The sequence below is a fragment of the Bosea sp. BIWAKO-01 genome (assembly GCF_001748145.1).
In the GTDB taxonomy this organism is placed as follows: Bacteria; Pseudomonadota; Alphaproteobacteria; order Rhizobiales; family Beijerinckiaceae; genus Allobosea.
On the sequence record NZ_BCQA01000001.1, the window covers coordinates 6,598,423 to 6,613,244 of the forward strand.

At 66.3% G+C, this 14,822-nt stretch carries 13 protein-coding genes; 4 read left to right on the plus strand and 9 right to left on the minus strand.

The features are described from left to right. Positions 1 to 8: 8 nt before the first annotated feature. The gene (locus tag BIWAKO_RS30625) at positions 9 to 1,097 is read right to left on the minus strand and encodes a PLP-dependent cysteine synthase family protein (RefSeq protein WP_069881853.1); all 1,089 of its coding nucleotides are present in this window, start codon (positions 1,095 to 1,097) and stop codon (positions 9 to 11) included. 130 nt (positions 1,098 to 1,227) lie between these two features. On the opposite strand from BIWAKO_RS30625, the gene BIWAKO_RS30630 reads away from it, so the two are divergent. After that, positions 1,228 to 3,225: a transcriptional regulator gene (locus BIWAKO_RS30630; RefSeq protein WP_069881854.1), complete on the plus strand. Its 1,998-nt coding sequence runs from the start codon at positions 1,228 to 1,230 to the stop codon at positions 3,223 to 3,225. An 89-nt stretch (positions 3,226 to 3,314) separates the two neighbouring features. Here the strand turns inward: BIWAKO_RS30630 and BIWAKO_RS30635 are convergent, their stop codons facing one another. Together BIWAKO_RS30635 and BIWAKO_RS36925 are read right to left on the minus strand one after the other, a co-directional pair. After that, positions 3,315 to 4,073, minus strand: a complete 759-nt coding sequence (locus BIWAKO_RS30635; protein ID WP_069881855.1) for a sulfite exporter TauE/SafE family protein — start codon at positions 4,071 to 4,073, stop codon at positions 3,315 to 3,317. Positions 4,074 to 4,143: 70 nt separating this feature from the next. Next, positions 4,144 to 4,458 (minus strand): hypothetical protein, encoded by a 315-nt coding sequence (locus BIWAKO_RS36925; protein ID WP_244523593.1) that lies wholly within the window; start codon positions 4,456 to 4,458, stop codon positions 4,144 to 4,146. Between the two features lie 172 nt (positions 4,459 to 4,630). Here BIWAKO_RS36925 and BIWAKO_RS30645 point away from each other — a divergent pair, with 172 nt between their 5' ends. Continuing rightward, positions 4,631 to 5,974 carry an aminotransferase-like domain-containing protein gene (locus BIWAKO_RS30645; protein WP_069881857.1) on the plus strand — a complete coding sequence of 448 codons (1,344 nt, stop codon included), beginning with the start codon at positions 4,631 to 4,633 and terminating at the stop codon, positions 5,972 to 5,974. Positions 5,975 to 6,059: 85 nt separating this feature from the next. Here BIWAKO_RS30645 and BIWAKO_RS30650 read toward each other — a convergent pair whose 3' ends face one another. Beyond that, positions 6,060 to 6,707, minus strand: coding sequence for a TetR/AcrR family transcriptional regulator (locus BIWAKO_RS30650; RefSeq protein WP_069881858.1), 648 nt, complete (start codon positions 6,705 to 6,707; stop codon positions 6,060 to 6,062). A 112-nt stretch (positions 6,708 to 6,819) separates the two neighbouring features. Between BIWAKO_RS30650 and BIWAKO_RS30655 the strand changes: the two genes are divergently transcribed. Both BIWAKO_RS30655 and BIWAKO_RS30660 read left to right on the plus strand, forming a co-directional pair. Then, complete coding sequence (locus BIWAKO_RS30655) at positions 6,820 to 7,998, plus strand: HlyD family secretion protein (protein ID WP_069881859.1); 1,179 nt, start codon at positions 6,820 to 6,822, stop codon at positions 7,996 to 7,998. Positions 7,999 to 8,046: 48 nt separating this feature from the next. After that, positions 8,047 to 9,633, plus strand: coding sequence for an MDR family MFS transporter (locus BIWAKO_RS30660; protein ID WP_069881860.1), 1,587 nt, complete (start codon positions 8,047 to 8,049; stop codon positions 9,631 to 9,633). Positions 9,634 to 9,719: 86 nt separating this feature from the next. Here the strand turns inward: BIWAKO_RS30660 and BIWAKO_RS30665 are convergent, their stop codons facing one another. The 5 genes from BIWAKO_RS30665 to BIWAKO_RS30685 form a co-directional block, all read right to left on the minus strand. Further along, positions 9,720 to 10,796 (minus strand): ABC transporter ATP-binding protein, encoded by a 1,077-nt coding sequence (locus BIWAKO_RS30665; protein ID WP_069881861.1) that lies wholly within the window; start codon positions 10,794 to 10,796, stop codon positions 9,720 to 9,722. 78 nt (positions 10,797 to 10,874) lie between these two features. Beyond that, entirely contained in the window at positions 10,875 to 11,951 is a 1,077-nt protein-coding gene (locus BIWAKO_RS30670) for a Gfo/Idh/MocA family protein (protein ID WP_069881862.1), read from the minus strand. Beyond that, on the minus strand, positions 11,951 to 12,991 hold the full coding sequence (locus BIWAKO_RS30675) for a Gfo/Idh/MocA family protein (protein ID WP_069882947.1): 1,041 nt from the start codon (positions 12,989 to 12,991) through the stop codon (positions 11,951 to 11,953). The genes BIWAKO_RS30670 and BIWAKO_RS30675 overlap by 1 nt, the downstream gene beginning before the upstream one ends. An 11-nt stretch (positions 12,992 to 13,002) precedes the next feature. Then, positions 13,003 to 13,881, minus strand: a complete 879-nt coding sequence (locus BIWAKO_RS30680; protein WP_141740298.1) for a carbohydrate ABC transporter permease — start codon at positions 13,879 to 13,881, stop codon at positions 13,003 to 13,005. Further along, the gene (locus BIWAKO_RS30685) at positions 13,874 to 14,818 is read right to left on the minus strand and encodes a carbohydrate ABC transporter permease (RefSeq protein WP_069881864.1); all 945 of its coding nucleotides are present in this window, start codon (positions 14,816 to 14,818) and stop codon (positions 13,874 to 13,876) included. The genes BIWAKO_RS30680 and BIWAKO_RS30685 overlap by 8 nt, the downstream gene beginning before the upstream one ends. Positions 14,819 to 14,822 lie beyond the last annotated feature (4 nt).

Here is a 14,822-nt window from a genome sequence, read left to right on the forward strand (position 1 = left end):
TCCCCGCATTATTCGGCCGCGATCTGGAAACCGGGCGTCGATTGCGACAGTGCCAGTTCGTCTGCGTCCATCCCGGGCTGGATCGCGTCGAATAGCGGCGTCGACAGGTAGCGCTCGCCCGTGTCCGGCAGCATGCACAGGATGACGGAGCCCACTGGTGCCGCAGCGGCGATCTCCCGGGCGACACCGAAGCTCGCTCCCCCCGAGATGCCGGTGAAGATGCCTTCCTTCTGCGCCAGCATCCGGGCCCACTCGATCGCTTTGGCCCCGGCGATCGGGATCACATCGTCATAATAACGCTCGTCGATCGCCTCCTGCAGCACATCGGGGATGAAATCCGGCGTCCAGCCCTGGATCGGATGCGGTTCGAAGGCCGGATGGCTGGCCGCTGGCGCGCCGGCCGCATCACGCTGCTGGCTCTGGCCGCTGCCGATCAGTTGCGCGTTCGCCGGCTCGCTCAGGATGATCTTGGTCTCCGGGCGCTCGCGCCTGAGCACCCGCGAGACGCCGACGACCGTGCCGCCGGTGCCATAGCCGGTGACGAAATAGTCGAGGCGCGAGCCGGCGAAGTCGCCGACGATCTCGCGGCCCGTGGTGGCCTCGTGGATCGCGGCATTGGCCTTGGTCTCGAACTGCCGGGCCAGGAACCAGCCATTCTTCTCGGCCAGTTCGACGGCCTTCAGATACATACCGAACCCCTTTTGCGCCCGGGGTGTCAGCACGACCTTGGCGCCCAGCATCCGCATCAGCAGCCGGCGTTCGACCGAAAAACTATCCGCCATGGTGACGACGAGCGGATAGCCCTTCTGCGCGCAGACCATGGCGAGCCCGATGCCGGTATTGCCGCTGGTCGCCTCGACGACCGTCTGGCCGGGGCGCAAGGCGCCGGTGCGCTCGGCCTCCTCGATGATGGCGACGGCCAGCCGGTCCTTGACCGAGGCGGCCGGATTGAAGAATTCGGCCTTCACATAGATCGTGGCGTGATCGACGCCGAGATTGTTGATGCGGATGGCCGGGGTGTCGCCAATCGTGTCGAGCACCGTGTCGAACAGGCGGCCACGACCTTGGGTCGTCCTCGAAATCTCCATCGAAGGCATGGTTTCCCTCCTTCTCGACAGCCCTGCCCGGCGGCCGTCACGGCCGCCGACGCTTCCGGCTGTGCTGACAGACAGGGGATGCTAGGATGACGGCGGCGTTTTTCGCGTGGGAGCCACCGTTGGAGTGCGCATGGAATCGCAGGGTTCCGATGCTGAATCCTCAAGGCCCGGGCTCGAGCTGCGGCTCCTCGGCCCGCTGAAGCTCCTGCGTGCCGGCGTTGCCGTGCAGCTTCCGCCCTCGCGCAAGGTGCGGGCCGTGCTCGCCTATCTCGCGTTGGCTTCGCGACCGATCCCCCGCGAGCGGCTCTGCAGCCTGTTATGGCAGGTGCCCGACGATCCGCGCGGCGAGCTGAGATGGTGCCTCAGCAAGCTGCGTTCGCTGGTCGACGAACCCGGCCGTCGGCGCATCATGGCCTGCGATGACGGAATCGCGCTCGATCTCGAGGGCTGCGATGTCGATGTCCTGCGCCTGCTTGCGGCGGCAGAAAGCGGCTTCGAGCGGCTTGGCGACACGGATCTGCTGACCCTCGCCGCTGCGGCGGAGCACGAATTCCTGGAAGGCACCGAACTCGCTGAGAGCATCGAGTTCGAACATTGGGTGGCGGGCCGCCGGAGCGAGTTCCGCTCGCTCGAAATCGCGGTGGTGGCCGAGACGGCGCGCAGGGCGCCGAAGGGAACGGCGGCAGGCTGGGCCGCGGCCGGCCGGTGGATCGGGCTCGCGCCGTTCGATATCGGCGCTCACGCCCGGTTCCTGGCCGAGCTCTACGACCGGCGCCTGATCGACGACTGCACCCGGCATCTCGAGCGGACAGCGAGGAGTTTCACGGCCGACGGCATCGATTTCGGCCCGATCGCGGCCGCCTGGAAGGAGCTGAGGAAGACGCCCGCGACAGTCGCCGCGGAGGCCGCCGGCCCTGAGGCCGCCGAGCCCTCGGAACAGCGCCGGGTTTCGGTCGCGATCATGCCACTCCAGGAAACGAGCGCGGATGGCATCGGCCCCAGCGATCTCGGAAACGCCCTGACGCATGACGTGATCAGCCGCCTCGCGCGTCTGCGCGGGCTCTTCGTCATCGCGCGCGGCTCGGTTTTCGCCCTCGCACAGGAGCAGCTGGGATATCGCGAAATCGGCGAGCGGCTGGGCGTCCGCTATGTCGTCACCGGGCTGCTGGAGCGGCACGAGGGCACCACCACCGCCGTCATCGAAGTCGTCGAGGCGGCGACAGCGCATATCGTCTGGACGGATCGGTTCGAGGCTTCTTCGCTCGATCGGCTGGCCGTGCTCGACGAGATCGGAGACGGCATCGTTTCGGCGATCGCCTCCGAGATCGAGTCCGCCGAGCGCAACCGCGCGATCCTGAGACCGCCGGAATCGCTCGACGCCTGGGAGGCCTATCATCGCGGTCTCTGGCATATGTACCGCTTCACCGCGGCGGAAAATGAGCACGCCGCAGCACTCTTCCGCCGCTCCGCGCAGCTCGATCCGACATTCTCGCGCGCTCAGGCCGGCCTGTCCTTCACGCATTGGCAAAGGGCCTTCCAGCGCTGGGGCGAACGGGATGACGAAGCGCGACGGGCCATCGAAGCCGCCGAGCAGAGCCTGTTGATCGACGAACAGAATCCGGCCGCGCATTGGTCGATGGGACGAGCCCTTTGGCTCGTCGACGATCAGGCCGGCGCCATCGGCGCGCTGGAAAGATCCGTGGCGCTCAGCCCGAATTTCGCACTCGGGCATTACGCTCTCGCCTTCGTCCATTGCCTGGCGGGAGATCCCGAGACCGCGATCTCCGCGTCCGACCATTCCCGGCTGCTGAGCCCGCATGATCCATTGCTGTTTGGCATTCTCGGTACGCGCGCGATGGCGCTGGTCAGGCTGGGCGCCTTCGCGGAGGCGGCGCAGTGGAGCGTGAAGGCTGCCGCGCGGCCCAACGCGCATGTGCACATCCTGGCCATCGCAGCGCATTGCCTCGCACTCGCCGGCCGCATGGACGAGGCGCGCTCCCATGTCGTACGCATCCAGAGTCTCAACCCGGGCTACCGCCTCGACGATTTCCTGAAGACGTTCAGGTTCGAAACGGACACCGAAATGCGCTACCGCAAGGCTGCGGCGGCCATCGGCCTGGCGCCGTGAAGGCGCGCGGGGCGCAGAGCGCGAGACCATGCCTGCACCCTGACAGTGCCGCATCGCTTTCGCTGCCCGCCCGTTCCGAACGGTCGCGCTCAGCCGAAGAAACCGGAAGCGCCGTCCCAGAGCAATTTCAGCGCTGTGACGACGAGCAAGCCGTAGCAGGCGCGATAGACCTGGCGCTGGTCGAGCGCGCCGTGAAGCCGCCAGCCCAGCCCGACGCCCAGGGGAATGGCGAGCAGGCAAAGCGCCATCAAGCTCCAGACCTCTGCGCCCGGCTTCACCAGCAGCAGCCACGGCACCAGCTTGGTCGCGTTGCCGACGGTGAAGAACAGGCTCGTCGTCCCCGCATAGATCTCCTTGCCGAGCCCGAGCGGCAGCAAATACATCGCCAGCGGCGGCCCGCCGGAATGGGCCACCATGGTGGTGACGCCCGAGGCTAGACCGGCCGTGATCGCCTTCGGCGTCGAACGCGGACGGCGCCGCACTTCTGCGCCTGCGACAAGCCAAAGGCCGACGAAGATCAGGGTGATCACCCCCATCGCGAGCGTGATGGTGCGGTGGTCGAGAACGCGGAACAGCAGAAAGCCCGCCCCGATGCCGGTCACGAGCCCCGGCAGGAGCAGCGCGAGGTCCGGCTTCGACCAGGTCGAGGGCCTGTAGTACCGCAGCGCGTAGAGATCCATCGCGATGAACAGGGGCGCGAGCAGCCCGCCGGCGGTGACCGGGTCCATCACGAGAGACAAGAGCGGAATGCCGATGATGGCGAAGCCGCCACCAAAGGCTCCCCTCATGAAGCCAATCAGGAAGACGCCGGCAAAGGCGACCAGGATGGTGGCGACGGTCAGTTCCATGTCGCGGCCTCCGCGATCGCGGTGCACCGGTTAGCGTCCGCGCCTGGGCTGATTGCGACCAATGAGGCCATCACCGCCCCCGCGCCCGGTCGGGAGGGATGATGCGGCCGCGGACCGCGTCCTCGATCTCGCTGCGCGTCAGGCCGATATCCTCCAGGGCAGAGGAATCGACCTCGCGAAGCCAGGCAATGGCGTCACGGCGGGCGAAATAACCCGCGATCCCATGACGACAGGCGCCGAGCAGGCGGGACAGTGCGCCGGGCGTCCTGGCGGCCGCAGGCCGGGCGAGGATTGCAGGACGTCGGGTTGCAGGGGCTCGGGTTGCAGGGGCTTGGGTCGCAAGCATTTGGGTGGAAGGGATTTGAGTGGACGAAACTGCAGACATGTCCTGTCTCCCAGGGATTGCTCCGGGCCATGCGATACCGCCGTCGCAAGCGAGGGGATCGCTTGCCGGGTGATCGCGGAAGCCTTCGTGGCTCCGGTTCAATCGGGTTGATGCAGACAAAATGATCCGACATAATGCTCCGAGCAATCGAAACATTGTTCTCGGTGCAATAATGTCGAAATCCGATTATCTGAAACTCGCTGACGCGATCGCCGCGGAGATCGCCGACGGCACGCTCAAGCCGGGCGACCGCCTGCCGCCGCAGCGCAGCTTCGCCTATAACCGCGCGATCGCCGTCTCGACGGCGAGCCGCGTCTATGCGGAGCTGTTGCGCCGCGGCCTCGTCGTCGGCGAAGTCGGCAGGGGCACCTTCATCTCGGGCGAGGCCCGGCGTGGCGTGGCGGCGCCAGGCGAGCCGCATGGCAGCCGGATCGACCTCGAGTTCAATTACCCGATCCTTCCCGAGCAGACCGCACTGATCGTCAAGAGCCTGGGCGGCCTGGACAATCCTGCAGCGCTGGATGCCGCGTTGCGACAGGCGACCAGCATCGGGACGCCGGCGGTGAGAGGCGCCGCAGCCGCGTATCTGTCGCAGGGCGCATGGTCCCCCTCGCCCGAACAGCTCGTGTTCACCGGCAATGGCCGCCAGAGCCTTGCCGCCGCGCTCGCGGCCGTGGTTCCGACGGGCGGCCGCTGCGGCGTGGAGGCCTTGACCTACCCTTTCATCAAGAGCATCGCCGCCCGGCTCGGGATTTCGCTGGTGCCGCTGGCGGTGGACGCAGACGGCCTGCGGCCCGACGCGGTGCAAAGGGCGCATCGCGAGGCCCAGCTCTCGGCCATCTATGTTCAGCCGGCGGTCCAGAATCCGCTGGGCATGACGATGAGTCCGGCACGCCGAACCGATCTCCTGCGCGTTGTCGAGGCGCTCGCGCTTCCGGTCATCGAGGACAATGTCTACGGCTTCCTCGACGATCAGCCGCCGCTTGCCGCGCTGGCGCCGGACAGCTGCATCGTCATCGACAGCCTCTCCAAGAAGGTTGCTCCCGGGCTGACGCTGGGCTTCATCGCGTCGCCGCCGCGGTTGCGGGAAAGCGTGGCAGCCTCGGTGCGCTCGGGCGGCTGGACCGCCTCGGGGTTTGCGTTTGCGGCCGCCCAGCGGATGCTGGGCGACGGCACCGTGGCCGAGCTTGCAAGACTGAAGCGCATCGACGCGCGCGCGCGCCAGAGGCTGGCGGCCGATCGTCTCGCCGGCTTCGACATCCAGGCCAACGAAAAATGCTATCATCTCTGGCTAACCTTGCCGGCGCAGTGGCGCTCGCAGGCCTTCGTCGCCGCAGCAGCCAGGCGCGACATCGCGTTGACGCCGTCCTCGACCTTCGCCGTCAGCCCGGGCCACGCCCCGAACGCCGTCAGGCTGGCGCTGGCCTCTCCGGCGATGGATCAGCTCGACATGGGCCTCAGCACACTGGCCGCGATGCTGAATGGTGGGGAGGACGATTTCGACTCGACGGAATGAGCGCAGCACGGCCGCTCATGCGCGCTCCGCATCCAGGGACCGGCAGGCAAGCGCGCCCAGGGCCGCTCTCCGCCAGATTGCACCCTCACATCCTGCAGCCGTTATAGAACACCTCGGCGCATTGCCGGGCGCGAAGCGCGATTTCGTCGCGATGCGGCGCGGCGCGCTGCCCCATCATCGCGGTGCGCTGCGGCTCCATGATCATCATGCCGCGCAGCATGCCCGATGCGATATGGACATCGTCGAGGCGAAGCGTGCCCTTGTCCTTCTGCTGCGTCAGCCAGGCCTCGATGACGCCGTTCACCGGCACGATGGCCAACTGGTAGAAAGCGCGTGCGACCTCGGGGAAGCGCCCGCATTCGCCGATGACGAGCCGGTTGATGGCGATCGTCTCGGCGCTCAGCGTCAGCACGCCGAAGGCGAACAGGATGCGTTCGACCGCCTCGCGCGGGTCGAGCTCCTCGCCGACCTCGTCATCCAGATCGAGCAGGAAGCGGCTGATGCGGAGACGGATCGTCGCCTCGAACAGCCCGGCCTTGGTCGGCACGAGCTTGTAGAGCGTCTTTGTCGAGACGCCGGCGCGCTCGGCCACAACCTTGATATTCGTACCGGCATAGCCGTTCGACTGGAACTCATGGTCCGCGGCCTCGACGATCAGGCGCATCGTCTCCTCGTCGGGCCTGGCCTGAGGCCGCCCCCGGCAACGCTTCACCGTTTCGTGAATTTGTACCATGACGGTTTTCCAAATTATCGTTGACTTGGGAAAGATAGGCCCTATTTTAGAAAACATCAAGTTTCCATATTGCAGGAACGGCGGATCGCCCAGCCCTGCGGGAGATGAAACGATGAGCACCCATCAAGACCGGATTTCCGCCGAACGCGCCATCCCCGCCAACGAGGCAGTCCCGAACATCGCCACCGAGACGCTGGTCGGCGCGGCAGCCGCCGAGCCCGCCCGCCCGCGCAACGGCCTGCGCCGTGCAGCGCTGGCCGGCGTCGCCCTCGCGGCTCTGCTTGGCGCCGGTGCCTGGGGCCATGACTACTGGACGACCGGCCGTTTCGAGGTCTCGACCGACGATGCCTATGTCAAGGCCGACAGCACCACGATCGCCCCCAAGATCTCGGGGTATATCGGAGACGTGCTGGTGCGCGACAACCAGCCCGTGAAGGCCGGCCAGGTCCTCGCCCGGATCGACGATCGCGACTTCGCCGTCGCGCTGGATCAGGCCAAGGCCGATGTCGCGGCGGCCCGCGCCGCCGTCGCCAGCAAGCAGGCCCAGCTCGACGCCCAGCAGTCGGTGATCGACACCGCCAGGGCGACCGTCGAGGTCGACAAGGCCAACCAGACCTTCGCCGAGCAGGACAATGACCGCTACACGAACCTGGCCAGGACCGGCTACGGCTCCGTGCAGAACGCGCAGGCCGCCGTCGCGAAGATTGCGGCTGCCCGCGCCGCAACCGATCGCGACACGGCAGCGCTCGCCGCGGCGCAGAAGCAGGTCGACCTGATCAAGGCCGATCTCGCCCAGGCGCGCGCCACCGTCGCCCATGACGAGGCCGTGCAGCGCCAGGCCGAGCTGAACCTGTCCTATGCCGAAATCACCGCCCCGGTCGACGGCGTCGTCGGCAACCGCACGCTGCGCATCGGCCAGTATGTGCAGGCCGGCACGCAGCTCATGGCGGTCGTGCCGCTGGCCGGCACCTATATCGTCGCGAACTTCAAGGAGACGCAGCTCACCGAGGTGAAGCCCGGCCAGGCGGTCGAGGTCGAGGTCGACATGTACCCGGGCGTCAAGGTCGAGGGCCATGTCGACAGCATCGCGCCGGCCAGCGGCCAGGAATTCGCCCTGCTGCCCCCGGACAACGCGACCGGCAACTTCACCAAGGTCGTCCAGCGCGTTCCCGTCAAGATCGTGCTCGACCCCGGCCATGGCCTCGCGGGTGACCTGCGCCCGGGCATGTCCGTCGTGCCGACCATCAACACCAAGGTTTCGAACACATCTGTTGTGGCGGACGCGCGCTAGCTCTTCCCGCGCGCCCGGCTTGCAAGGAGCTGGGCCATGCCGAACCCAATGCCGACTGCCGCCGTCCCCCCGCAGGCTCCCCCTGCGCCGGACAAGGCCAGCCTCTCCACCTGGATCGCGATCGTCGCCGGCGCGATCGGCGCCTTCATGGCGATCCTCAACATCCAGATCACCAATGCCTCGCTGCTCGACATCGAGGGCGGCATTGGGACCGGCGTCGACAACGGCGCCTGGATCTCGACCTCCTATCTGATCGGCGAGATCATCGTCATCCCGCTGACGAGCTTTCTCAGCCGGGTGTTCTCGTTCAAGCGCTACATGATCTGGAGCACGGTCGCCTTCGCGCTGTTCTCCATGGCCTGCGCCTTTGCCAGCACACTTGGCCAGATGATCGCGCTGCGCGGCCTGCAGGGTTTTGCCGGCGGCGTCCTCATCCCGATGGCCTTCACCATGGTGGTGACGCGCCTGCCGAAGTCGCAGCAGCCGATGGGCCTGGCGATGTTCGCGCTGGCCGTGACCTTCGCGCCCGCGATCGGCCCGACCATCGGCGGCTACCTGACCGAGAATTACGGCTGGCAGACCATCTTCTTCATCAACACCATCCCGAGCATCGCAATGGTGATCGCGCTCGCCTTCACGCTGGAAAACCAGCCCATGCAGCTCGGGCTGCTGCGCGAAGGCGACTGGGCGGGCATCGCCACGATGGCGATCGGCCTGTCAGCGCTGCAGACCCTGCTCGAGGAAGGCAACAAGGAAGACTGGTTCCAGTCGAGTTTCATCATCCGCCTCACCGTGATTGCGGTCGTGTTCCTGGCGGCCTTCATCTGGATCGAGCTCCGGGTCAGGAAGCCCCTCGTCGACCTCTCCTTGCTGAAGAACCGCAATTTCAGCGTCGGCACGATCGCCAATGTCCTCGTCGGCTTCGGCCTGTTCGGCTCGGTCTATGTGCTGCCGCAATATCTCGGCCAGGTGCAGGGCTATAATGCCGAGCAGATCGGCAAGGTGCTGGCCTGGACCGGCCTGCCGCAGCTCCTGCTGATCCCGCTCGTCCCGATGCTGATGAAGCGTTTCGACGTTCGCTACATCACCTTCGTCGGCATCTCGCTGTTTGCGGCCTCCTGCTTCATGAACATCCACATGTCGCTCGACTATTCCGGCGACCAGCTGTTCTGGCCCAATGTCGTGCGCGCCATCGGCCAGTCCATGGTGATCACGCCGCTGACGGCGATCGCGATGATGAGCATCCAGCCGAAGGACGCCGCCAATGCGTCGGGCCTGTTCAACATGCTGCGCAATCTCGGTGGCGCGGTCGGCACCGCGGTGCTCGGCACGATCATCACCAAGCGCGAGCAGTTCCACTCCAACATCATCGGCCAGGCGGTCACGCCCTTTCGCGAGGAGGTCCGCACCCGCCTCGACCAGATGACGAACTACTTCATGGCGCATGGCATCTCCGACCATGCGGCCGCGCAGCAGCAGGCGGTCATCGCGCTCGGCAAGACGGTCAAGCGCCAGGCCCTGGTGCTCGGCTTCAGCGACACCTTCGCCGTCATCGGCATCATACTGGTCCTCGCCGCCATCGTGGTCCTGTTCGCCAGGAAGGGCCAAAGCGGCGGTGCAGCAGCCGCGCATTGAAACGCCCTGCCTCGAAGCAGGTGGATACCGACGCCCATCTCCCTCTCGTCCACGGCGCGTGTGAAGCCCGGGCTCGGCAGCCTCGCTCAGCTGCGCAGCGCCATGCCCTGGCTGTCGAAGATGTGGCAGATCGACGGGTCGATGCGCAACGGCACGTTCTCTCCGTGCCGGACGCGCAATTGCCCGGCGGCCGAGATCGTCAGATTCTCGCCTCCCGCCGTGGTGGCGTAAAGCACGGTCCCGCCGCCGAGATGCTCGACGAGCTGGACCCTGACCTCTCCGAGCACTTCGCCCGCCTCGCCACCGACCACGATATGCTCGGGGCGGACGCCGAAGGTCAGCGGCTCGTCCCGGCGCACGGCCAGAGCCGCATCGAGGGAGACATTGCGGCCTGCGACCTCGATCATGTTGGCCGCAGCGCTGGCGCGCGCCGCCAGGAAGTTCATCTTCGGCGAGCCGATGAAGCCGGCGACGAACTGGTTGGCCGGCCGGTTGTAGAGTTCGAGCGGCGCGCCGGCCTGCATCACGATGCCGTCGCGCAGCACCACGATCTTGTCGGCCATGGTCATGGCCTCGACCTGGTCATGGGTGACGTAGATCATCGTGTTGCCGAGGTCCTGGTGCAGCTTGGCGATCTCGACACGCATCTGCACGCGCAGCTCGGCGTCGAGATTGGAGAGCGGCTCGTCGAACAGGAAGATCTTGGGCTCGCGCACGATGGCGCGGCCGATGGCGACTCGCTGGCGTTGGCCGCCGGACAGGGCGCGGGGGCGGCGCTGCAGAAGACTCTCGATCTTCAGGATCCTGGCGACACGCTGCACGCGCTCGTCGATCTCGGCCTTCCTGTAGCCGGCCGTCTCCAGGCCAAAGGCCAGGTTCTTGTAGACGGTCATGTGCGGGTAGAGCGCATAAGACTGGAACACCATGGCGATGCCGCGCTGCGAGGCCGGGACATCGTTCATGCGCTCGCGGTCGATCAGGAGGTCGCCGCCGGTGATCTTCTCCAGCCCGGCGATCATCCGCAGCAAGGTCGACTTGCCGCATCCCGAGGGACCGACGAAGACCACGAACTCGCCCGGATCGATCGCAAGGTCGATGCCGTGGATGACCTCGACCGCGCCATAGCGCTTCACCACCTTGTTGAGCTTGATGCTCGTCGCCATCGCGTCCTCCCCATCTTGCCGATCGCCCCGCCGTTCCGGCCGTGTGACAGCGATCGGTCCTGGTGTTCTTGTCCCGGTTCAGTGCCCGTTCGGGCGCCAGCTCGTGTATTTCGGGTGATCCGGCCCGATCGGCAGTGAGACATCCGCGCCCGTCTGCGCCGACTGGTAGAAGGCCGTCGCCAGTTCCAGCGCCCGGCGTGCATCGGCAATCGTCACCGGAACCGGCGCCCGCCCGTTCAACGCCTCGTGGAACGCATCCATCTGGCCGAGGAAGCGCCGTCCGACCGGCCGGTAGTCGGCCAGCAACGCCTCGATCCGAGCAGCCACGGCGTCATTCGCCGGCAGGACCGTCCAGGGATCGTCGCCCGGCGAATAGCAGCCGCCGCCGCTCTCGAAGGTCACGTTCTCGAAGCAGAGCCGGAAGCGGCTGATCTCGTTCTGCGCTCCCAGCGTCGCGCTGGCCGCGACCAGGGCGCCGCTCTGCATCTCCAGCGAGGCGGCGACGCAATCCTCGACCTCGATCGCGTTGACCCGCGTCACCGCGCGAGCGAACAGCTTCGCCACCGGCCCCATCAGATAGGTCAGCATGTCGTGGATATGGATGGCGTGGGTCATCAGCACGCCGCCGAGCTCGGTCTCCCATTTGCCGCGCCATGGCACGTCGTAATAGGCCGCCGTGCGCTTCCAATGGGTCTCGACCGTGCCGAGATAGGGTGTGCCGGCGATGCCGGAATCGATGATGCGCTTGGCCTTCTGCACCCCGTCGCCATAGCGGTACTGAAAGACCGGCATCAGGATGCGCCCGCTCTGCGCCTCTGCCACGAGCAGACGGTCGGCGTCGAAGAGCGAACCGACCAGCGGCTTTTCGCAGACGACATGCTTGCCGGCGGCGAGCGCCCTGGTGGCGAGCTCGAGATGGGTCGCCGGCGGGGTCGAGATATCGATGACGTCGATATCGTCGCGGCCGAGCAGCTCGTCGAAATGCTGCGTGCGGCTTTCGGCCGAAAACTCGTCGGCGACCTTGTCGAGCCGCTCCTGGTTGAGGTCGCAGACCGCGGCAAGGCGCCAGCGCTCGGGGCGGGGCGCGTAGCCTTCCAGGATATGTGAGCGGCCGATATTGCAGCCGACAACCGCGACGGATTTCACTTCACTCATCAGGCAGCCTCTTGGGAATATCCGCTCGGCAGCCTGCCGGTCTCGGCGAGGTGCTGAGCCCTGAGGGCGATCTCCATCGCCTTGAAGCAGCGCGCCTGCGGCATCGCCGTCTCGGTCCGGTCGAAGACGTCGGCAACGAGCTGGCGGCCATAGGGCAGCTCCACGGCCGAGCAGTCGATATGCTGCATGCCGCTGCGGTCGACGAGGAAAAGATGGTCCTTGCCGGGACGGCCGGCGATGTCGAGATATTTGCGCAGCTCGATCGTGCCCTGCGTGCCGATGATGGTCAGCCTGCCATCGCCCCAGGTCGGCAGCCCATCGGGCGTGAACCAGTCGACGCGGATATAGCCGGTGACGCCATTGGGCGTGCGCAGGTGCATGTCGCCGATATCCTGCAGGCCCGGACGGTCGGCATTGGCGCGGTTGCCGACCGAGGCGGACAGGATCTCGGCGTCGTCCGCAGCGGCGAAGAACAGGAACTGCTCGCATTGATGCGAGGCGATGTCGGTCAGGATGCCGCCATAGCGCTCGCGCTCGAAGAACCAGCCCGGGCGCTCGGGCTTGCGCAGCCGGTGCGGGCCCATGCCGATCAGGTTGACGATTTCGCCGATCGCGCCGGCCGCCACCAGCTCGCCAGCCCGCACTGTCGCCGCCACCTCGAAATGCTCGGAATACATGATCGAGACGATGCGCCGGGTCTCGGCCTGCACCGTCTTGACCTCACGCAGCTGGGCCAGGCTGGTCACCCCCGGCTTGTCCAGCATCACGTCCTTGCCGTGGCGCATCGCGGTGATCGCGATCGCGGCGCGGTCGGCGGGGACAGCAGCGCTCACCACCAGGTCGATCGCCCGGTCCTCATAGAGCCGGGCCGCCTGCGTGACACGCGGGATCTCCGGGTACCTGGCCATGAACGCGGCCGCCAGATCGTCCTCGGCCGCGTAGAAGCCGGCGCAGGTGGCGCCGGCGCGCCGGAGCGCGCCGATCTGACCATGAATGTGGTCGTGGTTGATGCCGATCACGGCGAAATTCAGCGTTCTCATCGCAGGCATCCTCAGCGCTTCATGCCGGTGGTGGCGATGCCTTCGATCAGCAGCCGCTGGAAGAACAGGAAGATCAGGAAGATCGGGATCAGCGACAGCACCGACATCGCAAACAGCGCGCCCCAATCCGAGGTGCCGCTCGAGTCGATCAGCGAGCGCAGGCCGATCTGCACGGTATAGCTATGGATATCGCCGAGATAGATCAGCGGCCCGAAGAAATCCTCCCAGGTCCAGATGAAGGAGAAAATAGCGGCGGTCGCCAGAACCGGCAGCGAGAGCGGCAGCACGATCTTCCAGTAGATCCGCCAGGCGCTGCAGCCATCCATCATCGCCGCCTCGTCGAGTTCACGCGGCAGGCCACGGAAGAACTGGACCATCAGGAAGATGAAGAAGGCGTCGACCGCGAAATATTTCGGAACGACCAGAGGCAGCCAGGTGTTCACCCAATCCATCTTCAGGAAGAGGACATATTGCGGGATCAGGGTCACGTGATAGGGCAGCATCAGCGTGCCCAGCATCAACGCGAACCAGAAGCTCTTGCCGAAGAACTCGAGCCGCGAGAAGGCAAAGGCCGTGACCGAGGCGGCCATGACGTTGCCGATCGTCGCCAGCACCGAAATGGCCAGCGAGTTCAGGAAGAACGTGCCGAAGCTGACCTGCAGGCCGAACCAGCCGGTCTTGTAGGCCTGCAGCGTCACCTGCGACGGGATCAGCGAGGTCTGCCCGCCGAACATGTCGTCGGCCGGGCGCACCGAGCCCGATACCATCCACAGCAGCGGATAGAGCATCAGGAACGAGACGCCGATCAGCACCGAGTGGATCAGCACGGAGTGCAGGATGGACCGCTCCGGCGTATCGCCGGGCGGGGCGGCATGCGCGGCGTCATTCATCATAGTGCACCCAGTAGCGCGCCGACAGGAACGAGAAGGTCGTGAAGACGGCAATGATCAGCACCAGCACCCAGGCGAGCGCCGATGCATAGCCCATGCGGAAGAAGCCGAAGGCCTCCTGATAGAGGTAGAGCGTGTAGAACAGCGTCGAGTTGATCGGCCCGCCCGTCCCGGCCGAGATGATGAAGGACGGCGTGAAGGCCTTGAACGCGTCGATCGTCTGGATGACGAAGTTGAAGAAGATCACCGGCGTCAGCAGCGGCAAGGTGATCCTGAAGAACTGCCGCGCCTTCGAGGCGCCGTCCATATTCGCCGCCTCGTACATGTCCTGGGGAATCTGGCGCAGGCCGGCGAGGAAGATGATCATCGGCGAGCCGAACTGCCAGACCGAGAGTACGACCAGCGTGTAGAGCGAGTAGTTCGGGTTGGAGATCCAGCTCGGACCATCGATGCCGAAGACCGAGAGCACCGAATTCACCAGGCCGTCGGCAGCGAAGAGCTGGCGCCAGAGCACTGCGATCGCGACCGAACCGCCAAGCAGCGACGGCAGATAGAACACCGCGCGGTAGAATGGCAGGCCCTTGATGCCGCGGTTGAATGCCATGGCGAGCGCCAGCGCGAAGATCAGCTTCAGCGGCACGGAGAGGATGACATAGATGAAGGTCACCTTCATCGCCGCCGCGAATTTTGCGTCCCCCGTGGCCATGCGGACGTAATTGTCCATGCCGACGAATTTGGGCGACTGCAGCAGGTCGTAGTCGGTGAAGGACAAATAGAGCGAGGCCAGCGCAGGGCCGAGCGTCAGGCCGAGGAAGCCGATCAGCCAGGGCGCGAGGAACATGTAGCCCGCGCCGTTGCCGGCGAAAAAGAAGCGGCGGAGACGCCCGGGCTTCGCCGGGCGCCTGTCTACCGCTTCACCTGCGGTAAAGGACACCATCGCG

What these genes read in the sequence shown, in the direction of transcription:
- BIWAKO_RS30630 (WP_069881854.1), top strand. Translation starts at nt 1,228, where the DNA reads ATGGAATCGCAGGGTTCCGATGCTGAATCCTCAAGGCCCGGGCTCGAG.
- BIWAKO_RS30680 (WP_141740298.1), bottom strand. Translation starts at nt 13,881, where the DNA reads ATGAATGACGCCGCGCATGCCGCCCCGCCCGGCGATACGCCGGAGCGG.
- BIWAKO_RS30670 (WP_069881862.1), bottom strand. Translation starts at nt 11,951, where the DNA reads ATGAGTGAAGTGAAATCCGTCGCGGTTGTCGGCTGCAATATCGGCCGC.
- BIWAKO_RS36925 (WP_244523593.1), bottom strand. Translation starts at nt 4,458, where the DNA reads ATGTCTGCAGTTTCGTCCACTCAAATCCCTTCCACCCAAATGCTTGCG.
- BIWAKO_RS30675 (WP_069882947.1), bottom strand. Translation starts at nt 12,991, where the DNA reads ATGAGAACGCTGAATTTCGCCGTGATCGGCATCAACCACGACCACATT.
- BIWAKO_RS30625 (WP_069881853.1), bottom strand. Translation starts at nt 1,097, where the DNA reads ATGCCTTCGATGGAGATTTCGAGGACGACCCAAGGTCGTGGCCGCCTG.
- BIWAKO_RS30685 (WP_069881864.1), bottom strand. Translation starts at nt 14,818, where the DNA reads ATGGTGTCCTTTACCGCAGGTGAAGCGGTAGACAGGCGCCCGGCGAAG.
- BIWAKO_RS30660 (WP_069881860.1), top strand. Translation starts at nt 8,047, where the DNA reads ATGCCGACTGCCGCCGTCCCCCCGCAGGCTCCCCCTGCGCCGGACAAG.
- BIWAKO_RS30655 (WP_069881859.1), top strand. Translation starts at nt 6,820, where the DNA reads ATGAGCACCCATCAAGACCGGATTTCCGCCGAACGCGCCATCCCCGCC.
- BIWAKO_RS30665 (WP_069881861.1), bottom strand. Translation starts at nt 10,796, where the DNA reads ATGGCGACGAGCATCAAGCTCAACAAGGTGGTGAAGCGCTATGGCGCG.
- BIWAKO_RS30650 (WP_069881858.1), bottom strand. Translation starts at nt 6,707, where the DNA reads ATGGTACAAATTCACGAAACGGTGAAGCGTTGCCGGGGGCGGCCTCAG.
- BIWAKO_RS30635 (WP_069881855.1), bottom strand. Translation starts at nt 4,073, where the DNA reads ATGGAACTGACCGTCGCCACCATCCTGGTCGCCTTTGCCGGCGTCTTC.
- BIWAKO_RS30645 (WP_069881857.1), top strand. Translation starts at nt 4,631, where the DNA reads ATGTCGAAATCCGATTATCTGAAACTCGCTGACGCGATCGCCGCGGAG.